Source organism: Cellvibrio sp. (assembly GCF_046347455.1).
Lineage (GTDB): Bacteria > Pseudomonadota > Gammaproteobacteria > Pseudomonadales > Cellvibrionaceae > Cellvibrio.
On the sequence record NZ_JAXMGC010000004.1, the window covers coordinates 284,169 to 304,787 of the forward strand.

A 20,619-nucleotide genomic window follows, 5' to 3' on the forward strand; every position below is an offset into this window, starting at 1 on the left:
GCAGGGGGGGTGTTGTCGTCATTGTGGTTTTAAGCTCCTACCAACTTATAGGAGCTTAACTTGCAAAGAACCCACAAAATATAGTTTGTGAAACGTAAATAGCAAGCTTTGGTAGTTTCGTAGCTAGCCAAAAGTACGGTTGAATTAATTCAGTTGTGCCAGTGAATTTTCGGCATTCGCAAGCACAGCTTTCAGGCTATCAATTTGAATTGGCTTGGTGGTAAAGGCGTTCATGCCAGCCGAAAAGGCGCGTTCACTGTCTTCCTTCTGCGCACCGGCGGTGAGAGCGATAATCCAGGGACGGGTGTTTTTTTGCGTTTGTTGGCGAATGAACCTAGCGGCGGTGTAACCATCCATGCGCAACATTTGAATATCCATAAAAATAATATCGAAGTCGATTGTCTTGCAAAGTTCAACGGCTTCTTCACCATCGGCAACAGCAGAAAAATTGGTGTAGCCCAATTTTTTTAACATCATACCAATGACCATTTGGTTAACCGTGTTGTCTTCAACAATAAGTATGCGCGTGCTATTCGTGGTCAGTTGATCAATGTGTTGGGGTTTGGATATAGGACAAACGCCCGTTCTACCTACAGCTTGGGCAACGGTTTTATGCAGTATGCTGTTGCGAACCGGCTTTAACAGGCAGGCGTCCACATGATGCATTTCCTCGCGCTGTGTTGTGGCGCTGCTAAGGATAACGATGGGCTTATCCTGCATATGTGGTAATTGCTTTATTTTTTTTGCCAGATCGCAACCGTTGGTTTTAGGCATGCAGAAATCCAGCAACACAAGATCATACTCGTGGCCGAAGGCGAGGTTTTCCAAGGTAGTTTCGGGTGAATGAAAGGCCGCGGGCAGCATACCCCACTGAATAACCGTGTTGGCCAGCACCTTTCGGTTAGTCGCGTTGTCGTCAACAATTAAAACACGAAGCCCCTTGAGATCGACTTTTTCACTTGGGTTGCTGCCATCCCAATCGGTAACTTCAAAATCCAAAGTGATTCGCACAAAAAATGTTGTTCCTACGCCGAGCTCACTTTCAAACCAAATTTCTCCGTCCATTTGTTCGACAATTTTCTTGCAAATGACCAAACCTAAACCCGTTCCACCAAATTTGCGGGTAATGCTGTTATCGGCTTGGGTGAAAGCATTAAACAGATTACTTTTGTTTTCATCTGAAATACCTATGCCGGTATCTTTTACGCGAATCAACAAACCGCAGCGATGTGCTGAGCTATCCATGTTTGAAAGCGAAACTTCAATAAAGACTTCGCCCTGGCTGGTGAATTTAATGGCGTTGCCTACCAAGTTGTTAATAATCTGGCGAATGCGGGTTGCATCGCCATTCAGTGTGAGAGGGACATCAGCTTCAATAAAATAATTTAGCTCCAACAATTTGTCGGCAGCTTGCTTGCTGAATAATTCGATGCAATCTTCAATGAGCAAACGCAGTTGAAATGGGGAATGTTCAAGATTAATTTTCCCCGCTTCGATTTTTGAGTAATCCAAAATATCGTTAATCAACACCAGCAAACTTTCACCGGATGTTTGAATTGTGTGGAGAAGTTGTTCTTGCTCGCTGTTTAAAGGTGTCGATGCCAGAAGCGATGCGCAGCCAATAACACCGTTCATGGGCGTGCGAATTTCGTGGCTCATGACCGCGAGAAATGAACTTTTGGCTTTGGCCGCTTGTTCGGCCTCTAGTTTGGCGCTTTCCAGTGCCATTTGGGTTTTCACGAGTTCGGTAATATCACGCGTCAATCCCACCATGCCCACAACTTGGTTGCGGTCGTTATAAAGCGGAACTTTTTTTGCGTCCACATAAGTGAATGAACCGTCGGGTTGTAAGTGGCGTTCTTGCTCGTGAAGCGCGATACCCGTGCGCATCATTTCCTGTTCTTGTTCAAACAATGTCTGCGCAAGTTCATGGGAAAATGCGCCAGATGTTAAATCTGATTTTCCAATTGCATCTTCAAGGCGCTTGAAACCATGCATGTCTAGCCAGGCTCTATTCCCACCCCTGAAAATTGAGTTGCGATCTTTAAAATAAAATACGTCGGGCAAATGATCTTGCAGATACAAAAAATAATTTGCGTCTTCAACTGCGCGTACTTTTTCTTGGTGGCTCTCGGTTATATCCGTGATGAGTCCACATATTGCAGGGGAAGCGGAATTATCGACCGGAGTGACGTGCATGAGCATCCATAAAGGGGCGCCCGGCTTAGCCACCCACGCAAACTCCAGATGTGATTCACGGTGAGTAGCGATCGCTTGGATCAGGGCATCTTCCACGCGGCCTCTGTCGGCCTCGGCAATACATTTCAGTAGAAGGTTAGCGTCAGCTAACACGGATTCGGGAGTGATACTTGCGAAGCGGCTGATACAATCGTTACAAAAACTAAAGGCCAGCTTTCCTTGCGAGGAAAGTTGAGCACTGAAAACAATTGAAGGCAGTGAATTAAGGAAGTCCATTGCTCAAGCTCGTGTAGGCCACCGCTTAAGCATAGAGGATCATTCGCCGATTTCCACATGGGTGGTCAAGCTTGAGCGAGGAGTTATTTTACCCGCTCCTGCAATCTCTACTGAAATGCCAATGAACCTTCTTGCGAAGCCTTGGGTTTCAGCCGAGCCCGTGCCTTCAACACTAATTGCTTCAGTTGATGCAGTCCTTCTGTCCATGTTCCTAAGTTGGATTCGCTATTGATGTGGCCAACACGTTTTATGCGCAGATAATCTGCACCCCAAAGTAGTGCCCAGTAAGCGGCTTTGGCTTCGGTCATCCAAGGGTCATCGCTGCTGGCAATTAACTTTGCCGTAACGGGTAAAAAATCCTGCGGAAGCTTATCGGCTATTCCAAATTTGTTGGGATCGGCAGGTGCAACCAAAAATAAAGCGGCGATCTTCTCGGGAAACTCAGCCGCAATTGACGCGCTCGCCAAGGTGCCAAAGCTGTGCGCAATCAACACGGCAGGTTTATCCAGCTTGTCGAGTTCCGCTTTTATCCCCGCTCTCCATGCATCCAAATCGGGTGTGGCCCAATCATTCACAGTAATGCGTTTGCTGTTGGGCAAGCGCGCCTGCCACAGGCTCTGCCAATGGAATTCATCGCTATTGCGCAAGCCGGGCACTATGACTACCGGAAAGTTTTCAACTGCGCTGAGCAGGCGATCTGTTGGTGAATAAGTCATGTGTATGAACTCCAAATATGAGTTGGAGGGCAGCTTAGAGGCTTTTGAAGCAGGCGAAAAATAATCGTTTTTTATGAGCTTATTCCAAAAATGTACGAGTTTCGAAAGTTATAAGCTAATGAATAAACGGTATTTTTAGAATTAAAAAACGCTGATTAGTATGGCGACCGTCGCAAGGCAACAGGCTGGGTATACGTTTTGAACCAGCGAGTTGGACTTGATTTTAAGATTGCGAGGTAGAGATGTCTAACCATCAACATGAATCTTTATCACATCAGCATTCCGCTGTGGATGAAGAAGTAGTTGCTGAAATTAAACGGCAGTTAGCACACATCCAATACGGCTCATTGGAAATATCCGTTCACAATGGCCAAGTCGTGCAGTTGGAAAGGCGAGAGAAAAAGCGCTGGGGCAAAGGAGAAAACTCTAAATAACCACGCATTTAACAAACATTGATTAGAACACACATTTAAAAAGCACTGACCGGACAACTGGAAGTGACAAATTAATTTTTGGAGCTTTTAGCATGTCAGTACAACAAAAAAATTCAGTCGCACGAACTGCGAAATTCGCGCTTAAATTATTACCCTTTGCCCTGGGCGCTTTAGTATCAAGCCACGCGTCAGCAGGTTTTCCAACACTTTATGGAAAAGTTTTCCTGACTGCGAATGTGTATGATTTTGAAAAAAATAACTTCGCGTTAACCGCTGCCAATGCAACTACTTACAAACATGTGGGCGCAACCGGTGTAAGCACAGAATTAGATTCAACTGCTGTTGAAAGCACGGGCTCACGTATTGGTATTCAAGGTGACTTCGGTGCAGCAAATGATTTAACGGTTTTCTACCGTATTGAATACGGAATTGACGTTGATAACGGCGCCAACAGCAATGGCCGCGAATTAACGCAACGTAACGTATTCGGTGGTGTTCGCGGTGACTGGGGCCAAGTATTGGTTGGTAAAAACGATACCCCTTTGAAGACTCTGCAAACCACCAGCGTTCTGCGTACCGATGTAGATCGTTTTAATGATTATCCACTGGCGGATATTGGTACTTACATTGCGGGTGAAAACCGTCCAGATAACGTTATTCAATACACTTCTCCGATTTTGTTGGGCGGCTTGGAAATTAACCTTGCCGCTATTCAGGCCGAAGAAACCGGTGTAGATGCCACTCCGGCAGCCACTACCGCAGTTCCGAAACCAACTCCCAACCCACAAAACGATAATGGCTTTGCAACCGGCAAATCTTTGTCTGTCGTGTACGGAAAGGCAAAGTGGTACGTAGGTGCCGCTTATGAAAGCAACGTTGCTACCGCTGATACTCTACGTTTAGCCGGTGAATATACCTTTGGCACAGTGAAGCTTGGCGGCTTTTACCAAACTTCTGAGCGCCACGAAGATTTCGACACCATCGGTGGTTTGACCTCAACATTTGTGGGTTCAGCCGGTACTACTTTAGGCGCACAAAATGGTTTGAACCCATTGGCTGAATGGGATGGCGCTGCAGGCACTGCGTACAAAAAACAAGACGCTGTAATTGTTAATGGCCAATGGAAAATTGCTGGCCCATGGACAGCCAAATTCCAAGTCGGTAAAGCAACCAGCACACCGAGTGCTGCATTCAAAGATGTAAAAACCGATGCAGCTGCGGTAGGTGTGGATTACGCCTTAAGTGATGCGGCGCGTTTGTTCACTTACTACGCCAGACTTAAAACAAAGGGCGATGAAGCAATCAACACAGTTGCGAGCGTTGATAAAACCTTTGCCGTTGGTTTGGATTTCAAATTTTAATTTCGGTTAGGCTTTGCATCGGGTGATTTCGCCCGGTGCAGCAATCTAAACAAAGGTCATTCTTTAGGAACACATACCATGAATGCAATTAAGAAATTAGCGATTGTTGCAAGTGCATTGCTGCTCTCCAGCGGAGCCATCGCGAAAGAAGTAAAACTGTTAAACGTATCCTACGACCCAACGCGTGAGCTTTACCGCGAGTACAACACCGCGTTCAGCAAATACTGGCAAGCCAAGACCGGCGACACGGTAAAAGTTGAACAATCACATGGTGGCTCTGGTGCGCAATCCCGTGCGGTTATTGATGGCCTGCAAGCGGACGTGGTGACTTTTGCACTCGCTGGAGATATCGACCCACTCTATAAATTTGGAAAATTAATTCCAGAAGATTGGCAAACTCGCTTACCACAAAGCAGCGCACCTTATACATCGACTATCGTTTTTTTGGTACGCAAGGGCAACCCAAAACAAATTAAAGATTGGGATGATCTCATCAAGAAAAATGTTGAGGTGATTACACCAAACCCTAAAACCTCTGGTGGTGCACGTTGGAACTATTTGGCAGCATGGGGCTTTGCAAAGAAAAAATTTGGTTCTGACCAAGCTGCGCAAGACTTCGTGAAAAAGCTTTTTAAAAACGTACCTGTATTGGATTCGGGGGCACGCGGTGCTACGACTACGTTCGTTCAGCGTCAAATTGGTGATGTGTTGCTTACCTGGGAAAATGAAGCCTTTTTAGCCGTGAACGAATTAGGTGCAGATAAAGTTGAAATTGTTGTTCCCTCGGTTTCAATTTTGGCGGAAGCCTCAATCACAGTAGTTGATAAATACGCAGACGCACACGGCACTCGCCAAGTTGCAGAAGAGTATTTGAAATATCTCTACACCAAAGAAGGCCAAAACATTATTGCCAAAAACTACTACCGTCCACGTGATAAAGAAGTTTTGGCTGCCTACGGTAGCAAGTTCCCTAAAATTGAACTCTTTACAATTGAAGACTTTGGTGGCTGGAAAAAAGCGCAACCAGAACACTTTGGTGATGGTGGAATCTTCGACAAAATTTATCAATAAGCCGTAAAAAAATCGCTCGCAGTTGTGCGAGCGATTTTCATCACAACTAAAAATTTCCAGCAAAAGTTACCTGACCACAGGTACTGACGAGATTTAGAAATGAGTGTCTCAACATCAATTGAACCGCTACCACAACACGCGGTTTCTAAAAAACAGCCCTGGCTACAAAAATCTGTACTGCCGGGTTTTGGTTTGTCTTTAGGGTTTGGAACCCTCTACGCGAGCCTTATTGTTTTTATCCCACTCGTTGCATTGGTTTTAAAGAGCTTTGAAATGCCGCTCGAGCAATTGTGGGACGTAGTCACCAATCGCCGAGCCTTGGCAAGTTATCGCTTAACCTTTGGCGCATCGCTTATAGGTGCAACGATTAATTTATTCTTCGGTTTAATTGTTGCTTGGGTCTTGGTGCGCTACACATTTCCGGGCAAACGTATTGTTGATGCGATTGTCGATTTACCTTTTGCGTTGCCCACCGCAGTAGCGGGCATCGCACTTACCGCGATTTATGCTCCTACAGGCTTGGTTGGAAAATATTTCGCATTATTAGATATCAAAATCGCCTACACATGGATCGGCGTAACTATTGCGCTGACGTTTATTGGATTGCCTTTTGTGGTGCGAACAGTTCAACCGGTATTGGCCGATTTAGAAGCTGAAGTAGAAGAAGCCGCCGCAAGCTTAGGTGCAAATCGGTGGCAAACGTTTAAATACATTATTTTCCCCGCACTTTTGCCGTCGCTGTTAACTGGCTTCGCCTTGTCATTTGCGCGTGCTATTGGCGAGTACGGTTCAGTTGTCTTTATTAGCGGCAACATGCCATACCGCACCGAAATTACACCGCTATTAATTATGACCAAGCTGGAACAATTTGATTACGCAGGCGCGGCTGCCTTAGGTAGTGTGATGCTTTTGTTCTCTTTCATTCTGTTATTGCTGATTAACTTGCTCCAGCACTGGAGCCATAAGAGAACCGGAGGCTAATCATGGGCGGTATTGTTTCAAATTTGCATAGCTCAAGCGCACAGCGCGTACAAGGCGCCACTACTGAAGCTCCATGGATTCGCTACAGTTTAATAGCTACTTCGCTCATTTTTTTAACGCTTTTTTTAATTTTGCCCTTAGTAGTCGTTTTTGTTGAAGCTTTTAGTAAAGGTGCTGGAGTTTATTTTGCGGCCATTACCGAGCCTGAGGCAGCACATGCGATCAAACTGACATTAATTGCGGCCGCTATCGCTGTGCCCTGTAATGTTATTTTTGGTTTGGCCGCTAGTTGGGCCATCGCGAAATTTCAATTTCGCGGTAAACAACTTGCTATCACCTTAATTGATTTGCCCTTTGCAGTTTCACCGGTGATTGCGGGTTTGATTTACATGTTGTTATTTGGTGCGCAAGGATTTTTTGGTCACTGGCTAATGGATCATGACATTCGCATTATGTTTGCTGTACCTGGCATTGTGTTAGCAACCGTATTCATTACTTTTCCTTTTATTGCCCGTGAGTTAATTCCCTTGATGCAAGAGCAAGGTAAAGAGCAAGAAGAAGCTGCAATTACGTTGGGTGCAAGTGGATGGAAAATGTTTTTCCGCGTAACCCTTCCTTCTATTAAATGGGGTTTGCTCTACGGAATCATTTTGTGTAACGCGCGCGCCATGGGTGAGTTTGGCGCAGTGAGTGTGGTGAGCGGAAAAATTCGCGGCCAAACCAACACCATGCCTTTGCATATTGAAATTCTATACAACGAATATCAGTTCGCTGCCGCATTCGCCGTTGCTTCTTTGTTGGCTTTGTTGGCACTGGTGACATTGGTGTTGAAAAGTGCGCTGGAGTGGAAGGCAGCGCGTGAGCATGAATTAGCAGTTAGGACAGCGCAGGCGCAGTAGTTTATTTGAGGCAGGTTTCGCCTGCTGGCGAGTTACTTTTCTTTGCTTGTCCAAAGAAAAGTAACCAAAAGAAAAGGACACCCTTCTCGTTCCTGTTTCCTGCGCGCTTCGGAAAATTCACGCCGTGGTGACGCGACATCTTTGTCGCGGCACCACTAAAACAAACGTCCTGTTTGTTTTGCGCAAATTTTCCTCCAGTGCTCGGGGAACTCGCAAGGGGCCCGTTTGGTGCCAATAGACAGAATTCGTTTCTAAATTTTTTTTGAGAAAGCATTATGAGCATTGAAGTTCGTAACCTACATAAAACCTTCGGCAACTTTACCGCGCTGAACAACGTATCCTTGGATTTTCCGACGGGCGAATTAGTCGCTTTGCTTGGCCCTTCTGGCTGCGGAAAAACAACACTGCTGCGCATTATTGCCGGATTGGAAAATCCCGATAACGGCAGCGTTCTTTTCCACGGCGAAGATGCAACCGATGTACACGTGCGTGAACGTAACGTCGGCTTTGTATTTCAACATTATGCGTTGTTTCGTCACATGACTGTATTTGACAACGTCGCCTTCGGCTTGAGTGTTCGTCCTAAAGAGACACGTCCAAGTAAACAAGAAATCAAAAAACGTGTGCACGAATTGTTAGAACTTGTGCAACTTGATTGGTTGGCAGATCGTTACCCGCATCAATTGTCGGGCGGTCAACGTCAGCGTATTGCCTTGGCACGCGCACTTGCGGTTGAACCAAAAGTATTGTTGCTCGACGAACCTTTCGGCGCGCTCGATGCAAAAGTGCGGAAAGATTTGCGCCGTTGGTTGCGCCGTTTGCACGATGAATTGCACATCACCTCAATCTTCGTGACTCACGATCAAGAAGAGGCGATGGAAGTGGCGGATCGCATTGTTGTGTTGAACAAAGGCAAGATCGAACAAATCGGCTCACCGGATGACATTTATAACAATCCGGCCAGTCCCTTTGTTTACGATTTTATCGGCCAAGTTAATTTATTCCACAGCCGTGTTGAAAATGGTTGGGCGCATATTGGTGAGTATAAATTACCTGCGCCGGAATTTAGCGGGGTTAATAATCGCTCGGCCGTCGCTTATGTAAGACCGCACGATATCGAATTGACGCAAGACAATCACGAAGGTGCTATTCCCGCCACTGTGTCACATGTCAGCACCGCCGGTTCAGTGTTGCGCATCGAACTCAAAAATGATTTGAGTGATGATGTCATTCATGTGGAGCTGCCGCGCTCACATGAACGATCCTTGGATTTAAGTGTTGGTGCCCATGTATTTGCACGTCCAACCAATTCCAAGGTGTTTTTACAAAGCTAAGGTCGGCTTGGAGCTGTACGCGAGGGGCTAGTGACTGGGTTGCTAGCCTTTTCTTTTGCCTGCCATTTGGTGGGCGCTTAAAAGTTTTCCAATATTGGTGAATTTATAGTCTAGGCTTAAGCATACACCGCTGTAGCTTTTCGCCAGCGTAATAACCTAAACAATAAACACGCTCAAGGATTCACTCATGTTTGGCTTTAATAACCACGAACTCATTGCAGCACGGGAAGAAATTTCTACCTTGCGCCGCGCCCTTAATAACCGCGATTCCGAACTGATGGAGGCTACCCAAGAGCTGGAACGCCTTCGCGCTTCGGTCAATGAAGACAAAGCTGAGTTGCACAGAGTGAAGGATTTATTAGTACAACTACAGTCGATGGGCGATTCCATTACTGCTATTCAGAGCAGCCTGGGTGGGTTCGCTACCAACATGCGCGAGGAAAAAGATCGTGCGGCGGAAATGCAAACAGCATCATCTAGCTGCAGTTCGGCTGTGGGTTTAATATCTGGCCATTTGGGCAAGCTTGCAACGGATTCGCAAGTGTCTGCAACTCGTGTGGGCGAGTTGGATAGCCGCGCGCAACAAATTAGCGGCATCGTCAATTTGATTAAAGGTGTTGCCGATCAAACCAACTTGCTTGCGTTAAACGCAGCGATTGAAGCCGCGCGTGCAGGTGAGCAGGGGCGTGGCTTTGCGGTAGTGGCAGATGAAGTTCGCAGCCTTGCACAACGCACCGCGCAAGCAACCGGTGAAATTTCGGCATTAGTCAGTCAAATGCGCGAAGACAGCGCAGCAAGCCGTGAGCAAATTGTTTCCTTTGCAGTACAAGCAGAATCCTTTAGCAGTGACGGTGCCGAAGCTGCAAAGACCATTAGCCATATTTTGGAAATGGCAAAAGTATCTGAACGCACAACGTCAGCTGCATCCGTACGCAGCATGTGTGAAGTCGCCAAGGTAGATCACATTCTTTATAAATTTCGCGTGTATCGCGTGCTCTTTGGTTTATCTAACGAGAGCTTGCATGAGTTTACGGATCACACCAGTTGTCGCTTAGGTAAATGGTATAGCGAAGGTGAAGGTCGTGAGCATTCGCACTTGGGCGGCTACAAAGAAATGGATGAGCCGCATCAAGCGTTTCATCGCGAAGCGCGCTTAGCGCTCGAAGCTCATAATCGCGGCGATATGGATTCTGCCACACATGCCATCAAGCGTATGGAATCTGCCGGTACGCGCGTGTTGGACGCTTTGGAGCGTATGGCGCACTCCGCTGAAATTTCGTTCCACCAACATTGATTTACTTCTGCAAAAGCCCGTGCTCCTGAAAAGTTGCGCGGGCTTTTTTATGTCCGTGTTAAAAAAGCCACAAAAAAAATAATTGTCGCCAAATCCTTGTTTTCGCTGATTTATGTTCGTTGACGAACGATATAGTCTTAACGCCTTGATTAAGATCTAGGCAGTATCTGAAGACCGACCTCATATCCAAAGTTTGGCTGGAGGAAAAATGGAACATCGTTATGTGGTTGAATACACGCTAGATGGCCAAAAAGAATCTCTCGAAATCATTACCGATTCGGAAACACTCACGCGGGAAGAAGCGCAAAAGCGCGTTTTTGCTGCGGCGAAGCCTTATGGAAAAACGGATATTGAAAATATCCAAATCGTGAGTGTGCACAGCGCCAAGGTGATAGATACAGATCCGGAGACTTCCGCCAGCGAATGAATGGTCAAACTGTTTTAGCCTTTTTGAGATTGATATTTGTCAGGCAAGTATTAACTGGACATAAAAAAGCCCGCGTAACTGATTAGCTACGCGGGCTTTTTTATTCAATCACTTATTGTATCTGCGCTAATTTCACTTTGGCGCGTTCGCCCGCTTCACCACCGGCAGCAGCGACTTGCTCATAGTAAGCACGCGCTGTGCCGCGGTCGCCTTTGGCTAAAGCAATATCGCCTAATTGTTCACTGGCTTCCTGCGTTGGTAGCAATTTTTGGCTTGCGATTAAATCGCGTTCTGCAAAATTGCGATTGCCCAATTCTTTATAAGCCATACCGCGGTAAATGTATGGGCGGAAGAAATTAGGGTTTGCTGCAATCGCTTTATCCAACGCGGGAATGGCTTCTTTGTTTTGATCTTTTTGCAGTAGCAGTTTTCCTTTCAATTCCCAAAAGAGATTTTCTTTGGGCTGTTGCTGAATGGAGTTATCTACTAAAGAAAGCGCCTTATCGTATTGTTTGGCCTTGGCGGCTTTAATGGCGTCTTGGTAGCCGGTATAAGCATCCTTATCTTTTTTGAGCTGTGCGAGTGCGCGTTGGAATGCGTCTTTATTGCGAGTGCCACCTTTTGGATACTTCGCCACTTCAGCACGGTTTGCGGAAACGCGATCTCGTGATGGTGGATGGCTCGCAAATAAACCTTCTACCCAGCTGGGTTCTTGTTTCTCCATCATGCGCACAAATAATTCTTGTAGTTCAACCGCTGCCTGTGGATCGTAACCGGCTTTTTGCATGTACTTAATGCCGTAAATATCTGATTGGGTTTCGTGGTCGCGGGAATATTTTGCGTTCCATGCGGTAGCGCCCACAGCCAATGCACCTACAGCAAGTGCCCCGTATTCCGGCTTTTTGTTGGCGATGGCAACGCCTGCGAGCAAAGCACCTGCACCCACAACCATTTGTTGTGATTTGGCGCTAGCGCCATGGCGCGCTGCGGCGTGAACAATTTCGTGGCCTAACACAGCGGCCAATTGCGCCTCATCCTCCAGCTGCACAATCAAGCCGCGGTTAATCGCGAGCTTACCACCGGGCATGGCCCAGGCATTGGGAACATCGTTATTCAGCACCACAAATTCATAGGGGAGGTTGGGCATATCGCTTACGGCGGCAAGTTTTTTACCCACTTGATTAACGTAGGCGGTTAAACCGGGGTCAACCACATATTGCCCGCCTTGAGATTGCTGGCTGGGAACATAGTTTTGGGTTCCGGTGGCTATGTCTTGCGCAACGGAATCGAAAATCATTTCTTGCTTGCCTGTAACAGGATTCACCGCACAGCCCGCTAAGCTCATGGCTAGCAATGCACCTGCAGACAATCGAATTAGGTGTTTCATAGTGCCTCCTTTATGAGTCTGTATCTCGGATATAATGCCACATCCGCAAGAGAACATGAGAAACCCCATGAAAGCGCTTCAAGTTATTGAGTTATTTGCAGGTTTAGGCGCAAACGGCCAGCCGATTGTTGAAAAAATGCATGTCCGCGAATTGGAAAATAACCAGCTTCAGCTGGTGAAATCCCCCGCGTTTGTGAAAGGGCTCGCTAGCGGTGATGTGATTCGCTGCGATGTTCCTAATCAGGAATTCGAAATAGTCCAACGCAGCGGTAACCTCAGCGTGCGCGTGTTTAGTAAGGATAACATCAGCATCCTAGCTGATTCCCTCACCGCTGAAATTGAAAAGCTGGGCGGTGATCTCGATGTCGAAACCCCGCGTATGTTGGTCTACTCCGTTCATGTGAGTTGCGGCTTCAGCGTTATTGAAGATTTGCTCAACCAATTCATCGGCAAAGATGGCCGCAGCGCGTGGATGTACGGCAACGTCTACGATCCCATCGACGGCCAAACCCCACTGAATTGGTGGCAAGACATTTTAAAACCCGAATAATCGCCCTAACGACTGAAGCTCATATGCTGTTATTGATCTCCCCCGCTAAAACGCTCGACTTTGAAACGCCTGCGCCCACCACGGAATTCACCCAAGCGGACTTTCTCAAGCAATCTAAACAACTTGTTAGCGAGTTGCGCGTGTTGGCGCCGCAGGATATTTCTAAGCTGATGAGCATTAGCGACAAGCTGGGCGTGTTGAACTTTGATCGCTTTGCTAGTTGGAAAACGCCCTTTAAACCCACGAATGCCAAGCAGGCCGTATATGCGTTTCAAGGCGATGTGTACACGGGCATGCAGGCCGAAACTTTCTCGCAAGACGACATTCAATTTGCGCAACAGCACCTGCGCATCCTGTCTGGCCTTTATGGATTGTTGCGCCCGCTGGATTTAATTCAAGCCTATCGTTTGGAAATGGGCACCGGCTTTGCCAACTCGCGCGGCAAAAATCTCTATGAGTTTTGGGGCGATAGTATTACGGCGGCCGCGAACAAGCAGTTGAAGGAAATATCCTCGTCGATTGTGATCAACCTCGCGTCTAACGAGTACTTTAGCGCGATCAAGCCTAAATCTTTAAAAGCAGAGATTATTACGCCCGTCTTTAAAGATCAAAAGAACGGCCAGTACAAAATCATCAGCTTCTTCGCTAAGAAGGCGCGCGGCATGATGAGCGCCTACATCATTCAAAACCGCATCACCGAGCCAGAAGCCATTAAGCATTTCAATGTAGCCGGTTACGCGTTTGAACCCTCGCAATCGAGCGAGCGCGAATGGGTTTTTATCCGCGATGAAATCCCAAGTTAGCCGGGATTGTTTGTTACTAATTTATTAAAAAAATTTTCTAAATTTTTTTCTTTATATTCCTAAAATCTCAACTAAGCTTCGCTTATTAAAAAATTCATTCTTAGAAGTTTGTTGCTTTCAATGAGCCAAGGACATTAAAGTTCTCGTTGATTTTTTGCACACCACCATACAATAACAACCTATAAAGTCAGGAACACTATGACGGTAAGTAGTAGCTTTTTACTGAGTGCAGTGGAAAGTATGAGCCAAGTGGCTCCGGTGTCTTACCGCCGTATCTTTAACGGCTACGGCATTTACCATCAGGGTGTGCAGTTCGCTATTGTTATTCACGATCATCTTTACTTCCGCGCGGATGACTACTCGCGCAGTCTCTACATCGCCAAACGCATGACCGCCTTCTTGCCATCTACCATTGAAACTGGCGAATCTAATTTTTTCCAAGTGCCCGAAGAAGTTCTCAACCAACCCGATGAGCTGATCTTTTGGATGCGCATTGCCGTTGAAGCCGCCCAAGGCGGATACTCTCTGGAAGATGACGAACCCGACAGTATTAGTATTCCGGTGCGTCACCTGAAGGTTCGCTAAGTTTTAGTCGCCCTCTTTCGAGGCAAAATCCCCTATCTGAGCTAGGCTAAAGAGATCACCTAAAGGATCTCTTTTCAATGGCCTTGAAAATTCTAGTCGCCGACGATGCCACCTTCATTCGCGACATGATCAAAAAGCAATTGCGCGATCGCATCCCCGGCGTAGAAATTTTTGACGCAGCCGATGGCGCTCGTGCTCTAGCGCTATTTCGTCAAAACGACATAGATTTGGTGCTCTCAGATTGGGAAATGCCTTTGATGACGGGTGAGGAATTCCTGCGCAACGTTCGTAGCTCACCCAATGGCGCCAAAACCCCCTTTGTGATGATCAGCAGCCGCGGTGACCGCGACCATATCGTAAAAGCTATTCATTCTGGTGTTTCCGACTATCTCTCCAAACCTTTTTCACCGGACGAATTGCTACGTAAAGTCAGCAAACAACTGCGCGCCATCGGCAAAATGCCTACCGCCAGCGCGCCACGCGCGGCGACCCAAGGCATAGCGGCCGCGTCAATTGATGTGCTCACTGGCGGCCGCGCTGAAGCGCCCGCACCCAAGTCGGCTGCCGCCAACTCAAGCGCTGCCTTGCTTACCGGCTCTTCCCCCCTTGTCCAAAAGCCAGTAGCCGTAAAAACACCGCCAAAGGCGAAAGCCCAATTACGCTTTTCTGATCACCGCATTTTCGAGTGCACCATCCGCGAAATGTCGCTACAACTCATGAGCTGTACATTTGAGCGCACAGATAAATTGCCCATGCTATTTGAACAAACCGTGGTAGATATCGACATGGGCGAGGACAAAGGGCTGGCGCGCGTAAACGCCTACGTACACAGCCTAACAGCCGGTGAAAACCGTGCAGATTCCAACATCATCAAAATGGTAATTCGTTTTGTTGATAACGATGCGGATAAGTTTGAAGTTTTGTCGAAATTTATTGCGCAGATGTAATAAAGCGACGAGCTAGTTGCTCGCCGCTTCAATCTCTTCAGTAATCAGCAACCAATTTTCTTCTGTTGTTTCCAACTCTTGTTGTAGTTTGGCTTGGTCCAATAACAGCTGCTGCAAAGTCGCTTTATTTTTATCGTCGTAAATACTCGTGTCGCTGAGTTGGGTTTCTATGTCCGCCAGTTTGGTTTGGAGTTTTTCCATTTGGCTTTCTAGATTTTTCAGCTTATTGGTTAGCGGCTTTAATTGTTGGCGCTGCGCAGCGGACTGCTGGCGCTGGGCTTTTTTATCCACTTTGTTTTCGTTAACGGGTGCGTATTTTTCTTCAGCGGCAGCTTGGGCTTGGCGCTGTTGCAGCAACCATTTGTAATAGTCTTCCAGGTCGCCATCGAACTCGCTGACTTTGCCATCGGCCACCAGCAAAAATTCGTTTACGGTGTTGCGCAGCAAATGACGATCATGCGAAACGATAATGATCGCGCCTTCAAAATCTTGTAGCGCCATGGTCAATGCTTGGCGCATTTCCAAATCGAGATGGTTTGTCGGTTCGTCAAGCAATAAAACATTTGGCTTTTCCCACGCGATAATTGCCAATGCAAGACGCGCTTTTTCACCGCCGGAAAAATGTGTGATGGGTTCAAACGCGCGGTCGCCGTGGAAATCAAAACTGCCGAGGAAGTCGCGAATTTCTTGTTCACGCGCCGTGGGCGACAAGCGTTGAATGTGTAACGCGGCAGACGCGTTAATATCAAGCGCTTCTAATTGATGCTGCGCAAAGTAACCGAGCTTGAAATGCTCTCCATTAATACGCTCACCCGCGAGTAGCTGCAAAGAACCGGCAAGGGTTTTTACCAAGCTCGATTTGCCTGCACCGTTGGGGCCAAGCAAACCTATGCGCGTTTCTGCGCGGATTGCGAGCTCAACTTTATCGAGAATAACTTTTTCACCGTAACCGATTTTGGCGCCGCTGATATGTACCAGTGGAACCGACATTTTGTCGGAGCAGGTGAAGGTAAATGTGAACGGTGAATCCACATGCGCTGCGGAAATTTTTTCCATGCGCTCTAATTCTTTAATACGACTTTGCGCCTGGCGAGCTTTGGTCGCCTGCGCGCGGAAACGGCGAATGTAGTTTTCAACGTGAGCAATGCGCGCTTGTTGCTTCTCGTAACTCGCTTGTTGCTGCGCAAGTTTTTCGGCGCGCTGGCGTTCGTAGGCAGAATAGTTGCCGCTGTAGTTATCGAGTTTTTGCCGTTCAATACAAACGATACGGTCAACAATGTTGTCGAGAAAATCGCGGTCGTGCGAAATAATAATGAGCGTACCGGCGTAACGTTTGAGCCATTCTTCCAGCCAGAGCGTTGCGTCCAAATCCAAGTGGTTGGTGGGTTCGTCGAGCAGCAATAAATCGGACGGACACATAAGCGCTTGCGCGAGGTTTAAACGAATGCGCCAGCCGCCGGAAAAATCCGTCACGGGGCGTGTATCATCGCCCGCGCTAAATCCCAAACCATTTAAGAGTTGTTGTGCACGCGCCGGAGCGGAATAGGCGTGGATATTTTCCATATCGCTATACAGGTGCGCTAACTTTTCACCATCACTTCCGGCCGCTGCAATCTCGTGCTCGAGACGACGCAACTCGCTATCGCCATCCAGCACATAATCAAGCGCGCTGCGCGAGGTGTGGCCAACCTCTTGTGCCATGTGGGCAATGCGCCATTGCTTGGGAATATCGAGAGTACCCGTATCGCTCGCGAGTTTGCCAAGCAACATTTGGAAGAGGGTAGATTTACCCGTGCCGTTGCCGCCAATCAAACCGATTTTTTGGCCGGGGTAAATGGTGAGATCGGCGGAATCCAACAGAAATTTGGGGCCGCGTTGCAGTGAGATATTTTGTAATTGAATCATGGCGCGCATGCTAGCAGACTGCGGGGCTGATGAATAAGCCTAATCTGTGCGGACTCGATAATTTGTAATATAATATGCACTTACAACAATAATGCTTGAGGCCATCCCTATGCATACATTTTTCAATCCCTTCGTTAGCCGTGTTGCGCGCGGATTTATGTATTCCGCGTTGGTTTGCACGGTCGGCTTTGGTTCCTTCAACGCGGCAGCAGATACAGCCGTAAAAATATCGGTCGATCCCAGTCAGGAAGGCCCCGTCATTAACCGCCATATTTTCGGCCAATTTGCAGAGCACTTGGGGCGCGGCGTCTATGAGGGCGTTTGGGTTGGCCCGGATTCCAAGATTCCAAACACTCGCGGCATTCGTAAAGACGTGGTCGCCGCCCTAAAAGCCCTTAAAGTGCCTAACGTAAGGTGGCCGGGCGGTTGCTTTGCGGATGAATATCACTGGCGCGATGGCATAGGCAAACCCGAAGACAGACGCAGCCGTATTAACGCGAGCTGGGCGGGTCGGCCTGAACCCAACTCCTTCGGTACCCATGAATATTTTGATTTCATCCAACAGATTGGAGCAGATGCCTTTATCTCTGCGAACGTTGGTTCGGGCACCGTACAAGAAGCTGCTGACTGGCTGGAATATTTAACAGCGCAAGATTCCACTTTAGCGAAAGAGCGCGCGGCCAACGGCCACCCCGAACCCTACGAAGTGGCGTTTTGGGGAATAGGCAATGAAGTTTGGGGTTGCGGTGGGCCTTTCACGGCTGAGGAATACGTGACCAAGTTGAAACAGTTTTCTAACTTCAGCACCAACCACAACAAAAAAATGCCAACCCAGCAAGTCTCCGTGGGGCCCGATGGCGATGGTTACCCCGAATATGCGGAAGTGGTAATGAATGCCTGGAGCAAAAAAACCTGGGCTTGGAATATTGATGCACTTTCGTTACATCGTTACACCCGCAATGGATGGCCGCCCAATATTCCAGCCGTTGGTTTTAATGAAAAACAATATGCCAGCGTGATTAAAGAAACTCTGGTCATGAATGATTTTATTAACACCAATATCGCGATTATGGATAAATATGATCCGCAGAAAAAAGTCGGCATTATGGTGGATGAATGGGGCACATGGTACGCGCCAACCAAAGGTACTGATCCTGGTTATTTAGAGCAAGAAAATTCGCAACGTGATGCAATCATCGCCGCGTTGAATTTTAATATTTTTGCTCGTCATGCTGAACGCGTACGCGGCGCAAACATCGCGCAAATGATTAATGTGCTGCAAGCTATGATTATCACTGACAAAGAAAAAATGGTGTTAACGCCGACCTATCACGCATTCCGTATGTACGTACCTTTCCAAAATGCGGTAAGGCTAAAAACCAATTACGATCAAGGCGTTTATAAAGAGGGTGATGTCAGTGTGCCGCGCATTGATGCGATTTCTGCACGCGATGCACAAGGCCGTATTTTAGTCGCGGTGACCAATATCGACCCCAAGCAGTCTGTTGATATTGATCTCTCATTGATTGGCAAAACCATCGCCGGTGCAGAAGCGGAAATATTACAAGCGCCCACAATGGATGCGGTAAATACCTTTGCCAAACCTGACGTAGTGTCGCCGAAAAATTTGCCGGTTAAATCTGCCGATGGCCAATTAAAATTCCGCCTAGCACCGCAATCGGTCAGCGTAATTACCATCAAAAGCCGCTAAATAACGAGGATAAATTGGTTAACCGGAATTCAGCCAACACATCAACACTGTGGGACTTCGCCTTAGCGCTCTACGCGCAACCGCAAGTCCCCGACACCTGTTTGCAGTTGCAAGATGAATACAACGCGAATGTGTGTTTGGTGTTAGCTATGTGCTGGTTGGATGCGCGGCAACATCCGCTGAGTGATCGGGGTTTTTCAAACCTAAAGTTGCACATTTCTGGCTGGACGACACAGATTGTTGAGACCTTGCGACGCATCCGCAGGCAACTCAAATCACCCATCGATTCTTTTGTACAAGATGAAACGCAAGCGCAGCTGCGTAATCTTGTTAAACAAGCAGAACTCTTGGCCGAAAAAAAATTGTTGGAAGAAATTGAGCGCTGGGTGGACGAGAATTCGCAGGCGAAGGACCCAATAACAGCCTCAAACCTAGAGCGTTATATGCGTGAGTTAAATGCGCCGCTAAGCTTGGTTTTTGCTTTGCGCAATTGACACGTTAAAAAGGAAATAAAAAAGGCGCGCTAGAAGTGATTTTCTAGCGCGCCTTTTTTATTGAGGTTTATTCATTAATTGGCTTGTCCAGATTTTCGTCCTGCGCGCTTTCTTCGGGAGCGATTTCGGCGGGCGGAACAACCTGGGTTTCTACTACAACATCTTTACCTGTTTCACTCGCAGCAGGTTCTGCGCTTGTACCTTCAGGCGTATTCTCGGTTGTGATGTGAGCGGGCAAGCTCGCGTGTGTAGGTTCGAGATCTTTAGGTTCTATCACCTGTGTTTGCGCTTCTGTTTCCGCAGGAGCAGCTACTTCAGCTGATGCAACTTTTTTAGCGCGCGGCTGTTTTGCAACTGGCTTTTTAGCCACAGGTGCTTTTGCTTTAGGTTTTGCTGCTGCGCTCGCTTTTGCGCTTACATCTTGAGTGGCTTCAGCTGGCTGCTCGGCTTTAGTCGTTGCTTGCTTTGTATTCTTCTCAGCTTTTTTGGCATCCTTTTTAATTTGCTTGGCGGCTTTCTTGTCATCCTTTGCTTTTTGCTTTTCGTTTTTCTTGTCTTCTTTCGCTTGTTTCTTTGCTTCCTTTTTATCTTCTTTCATCACCTTTTTTTCTTTCTTGGTGAGTTTGATTTTTTTGCCGGGTTTTTTGCCAGCGAGTACTTGAGCCACTTCTTCAGCAGCATCCTTCACGGCTTTGGCTGCATTAAATTGCTCTTGCGCGGCAGCTAATAGATTTTCTTGTTCGGCCAGTGCGGCCTTTGCCAGATTCAAACGATTTTGTGCAGCGGCAGTAGCGCTCCCTTTGGCAACAAGGTCTTTCACTTTCGCCTGCGCAGCTGTTGCGCGTTTTTGCGCACTAACAAAGGCTTTTTCAGCGGCAGCGTATTGACTCGAACGCGCTTTTTCCAATGCGGCGGTGATCTTGGCGATTTGGTTTTCGATGTGAGTAATGGTGAGCGTGGGTGCCATAGTAAAATCCTGCTAATACATGAGAATAAAGGGCAAAAGTCATGAGCCAGTGTAGTGTGATGGACTGCGAAAAAGTATGACATTCAGGTGACAATTTGATGGGCATAGCCAAGCCTGATGATCTTTTCGTTTGGTTGCCGGTTAAGGACGGCAATCGTCCACCTAGTTTGCATAACTTTTTATCGGCTGCTAAATAAGGCTTTTTTTTGGGTTTTCAAGAACTAAGTAGCAAGTCTTGTGTCTCAGGCGCTCATGAGTTTTGCGGGCAGTCGTTAAAT

The 20,619-nt window shown here is 47.3% G+C and carries 19 protein-coding genes and 1 pseudogene; 15 read left to right on the forward strand and 5 right to left on the reverse strand.

Going from position 1 to position 20,619, the window contains the following annotated elements; all coding sequences use genetic code 11:
• Positions 1–144: 144 nt before the first annotated feature.
• The gene (locus tag U1F02_RS09705; protein WP_409990185.1) at positions 145–2,475 is read right to left on the reverse strand and encodes a response regulator; all 2,331 of its coding nucleotides are present in this window, start codon (positions 2,473–2,475) and stop codon (positions 145–147) included.
• Positions 2,476–2,582: 107 nt separating this feature from the next.
• Positions 2,583–3,191 (reverse strand): RBBP9/YdeN family alpha/beta hydrolase, encoded by a 609-nt coding sequence (locus tag U1F02_RS09710; protein ID WP_409990186.1) that lies wholly within the window; start codon positions 3,189–3,191, stop codon positions 2,583–2,585.
• A gap of 242 nt (positions 3,192–3,433) precedes the next feature.
• On the opposite strand from U1F02_RS09710, the gene U1F02_RS09715 reads away from it, so the two are divergent.
• The 9 genes and pseudogenes from U1F02_RS09715 to U1F02_RS09755 all read left to right on the forward strand — a co-directional run bounded on the left by U1F02_RS09715 (position 3,434) and on the right by U1F02_RS09755 (position 10,992).
• Positions 3,434–3,625, forward strand: coding sequence for a DUF2292 domain-containing protein (locus tag U1F02_RS09715; RefSeq protein ID WP_409990187.1), 192 nt, complete (start codon positions 3,434–3,436; stop codon positions 3,623–3,625).
• A 92-nt stretch (positions 3,626–3,717) separates the two neighbouring features.
• Positions 3,718–4,986 (forward strand): porin, encoded by a 1,269-nt coding sequence (locus U1F02_RS09720; RefSeq protein ID WP_409990188.1) that lies wholly within the window; start codon positions 3,718–3,720, stop codon positions 4,984–4,986.
• A gap of 78 nt (positions 4,987–5,064) precedes the next feature.
• The gene (locus U1F02_RS09725; protein ID WP_409990189.1) at positions 5,065–6,057 is read left to right on the forward strand and encodes a sulfate ABC transporter substrate-binding protein; all 993 of its coding nucleotides are present in this window, start codon (positions 5,065–5,067) and stop codon (positions 6,055–6,057) included.
• A gap of 99 nt (positions 6,058–6,156) precedes the next feature.
• Positions 6,157–7,038: a sulfate ABC transporter permease subunit CysT gene (cysT, locus tag U1F02_RS09730; RefSeq protein WP_409990190.1), complete on the forward strand. Its 882-nt coding sequence runs from the start codon at positions 6,157–6,159 to the stop codon at positions 7,036–7,038.
• Between the two features lie 2 nt (positions 7,039–7,040).
• Positions 7,041–7,937 (forward strand): sulfate ABC transporter permease subunit CysW, encoded by an 897-nt coding sequence (cysW, locus tag U1F02_RS09735; RefSeq protein ID WP_409990191.1) that lies wholly within the window; start codon positions 7,041–7,043, stop codon positions 7,935–7,937.
• Positions 7,938–8,212: 275 nt separating this feature from the next.
• Complete coding sequence (locus tag U1F02_RS09740) at positions 8,213–9,271, forward strand: sulfate/molybdate ABC transporter ATP-binding protein (RefSeq protein ID WP_409990192.1); 1,059 nt, start codon at positions 8,213–8,215, stop codon at positions 9,269–9,271.
• Between the two features lie 607 nt (positions 9,272–9,878).
• Positions 9,879–10,112, forward strand: a pseudogene (locus U1F02_RS09745) (methyl-accepting chemotaxis protein); the annotation flags it as partial.
• Positions 10,113–10,208: 96 nt separating this feature from the next.
• Positions 10,209–10,565 carry a CZB domain-containing protein gene (locus tag U1F02_RS09750; RefSeq protein WP_409990289.1) on the forward strand — a complete coding sequence of 119 codons (357 nt, stop codon included), beginning with the start codon at positions 10,209–10,211 and terminating at the stop codon, positions 10,563–10,565.
• Positions 10,566–10,773: 208 nt separating this feature from the next.
• Positions 10,774–10,992: a hypothetical protein gene (locus U1F02_RS09755; protein ID WP_409990193.1), complete on the forward strand. Its 219-nt coding sequence runs from the start codon at positions 10,774–10,776 to the stop codon at positions 10,990–10,992.
• A gap of 112 nt (positions 10,993–11,104) precedes the next feature.
• Here the strand turns inward: U1F02_RS09755 and U1F02_RS09760 are convergent, their stop codons facing one another.
• Positions 11,105–12,379, reverse strand: a complete 1,275-nt coding sequence (locus U1F02_RS09760; RefSeq protein ID WP_409990194.1) for a M48 family metalloprotease — start codon at positions 12,377–12,379, stop codon at positions 11,105–11,107.
• Positions 12,380–12,446: 67 nt separating this feature from the next.
• Here U1F02_RS09760 and U1F02_RS09765 point away from each other — a divergent pair, with 67 nt between their 5' ends.
• From U1F02_RS09765 to U1F02_RS09780, 4 genes are all read left to right on the forward strand, one after another.
• The gene (locus U1F02_RS09765) at positions 12,447–12,929 is read left to right on the forward strand and encodes a DUF4265 domain-containing protein (protein ID WP_409990195.1); all 483 of its coding nucleotides are present in this window, start codon (positions 12,447–12,449) and stop codon (positions 12,927–12,929) included.
• Between the two features lie 23 nt (positions 12,930–12,952).
• On the forward strand, positions 12,953–13,732 hold the full coding sequence (gene yaaA / locus U1F02_RS09770) for a peroxide stress protein YaaA (RefSeq protein ID WP_409990196.1): 780 nt from the start codon (positions 12,953–12,955) through the stop codon (positions 13,730–13,732).
• A 198-nt stretch (positions 13,733–13,930) separates the two neighbouring features.
• A complete protein-coding gene (locus tag U1F02_RS09775; RefSeq protein ID WP_409990197.1) occupies positions 13,931–14,317 on the forward strand; it encodes a TfoX/Sxy family protein in 387 nt (128 codons plus the stop codon).
• A 77-nt stretch (positions 14,318–14,394) separates the two neighbouring features.
• Positions 14,395–15,264: a response regulator gene (locus U1F02_RS09780; protein WP_409990198.1), complete on the forward strand. Its 870-nt coding sequence runs from the start codon at positions 14,395–14,397 to the stop codon at positions 15,262–15,264.
• 12 nt (positions 15,265–15,276) lie between these two features.
• On the opposite strand, the gene U1F02_RS09785 is transcribed toward U1F02_RS09780, so the two are convergent.
• On the reverse strand, positions 15,277–17,169 hold the full coding sequence (locus tag U1F02_RS09785; protein ID WP_409990199.1) for an ATP-binding cassette domain-containing protein: 1,893 nt from the start codon (positions 17,167–17,169) through the stop codon (positions 15,277–15,279).
• Between the two features lie 109 nt (positions 17,170–17,278).
• On the opposite strand from U1F02_RS09785, the gene U1F02_RS09790 reads away from it, so the two are divergent.
• Together U1F02_RS09790 and U1F02_RS09795 are read left to right on the forward strand one after the other, a co-directional pair.
• Entirely contained in the window at positions 17,279–18,880 is a 1,602-nt protein-coding gene (locus U1F02_RS09790; RefSeq protein WP_409990200.1) for an alpha-N-arabinofuranosidase, read from the forward strand.
• 14 nt (positions 18,881–18,894) lie between these two features.
• Positions 18,895–19,374 (forward strand): TIGR02444 family protein, encoded by a 480-nt coding sequence (locus U1F02_RS09795; protein ID WP_409990201.1) that lies wholly within the window; start codon positions 18,895–18,897, stop codon positions 19,372–19,374.
• A gap of 67 nt (positions 19,375–19,441) precedes the next feature.
• On the opposite strand, the gene U1F02_RS09800 is transcribed toward U1F02_RS09795, so the two are convergent.
• Entirely contained in the window at positions 19,442–20,341 is a 900-nt protein-coding gene (locus U1F02_RS09800) for a hypothetical protein (protein ID WP_409990202.1), read from the reverse strand.
• Between the last annotated feature and the right edge of the window lie 278 nt (positions 20,342–20,619).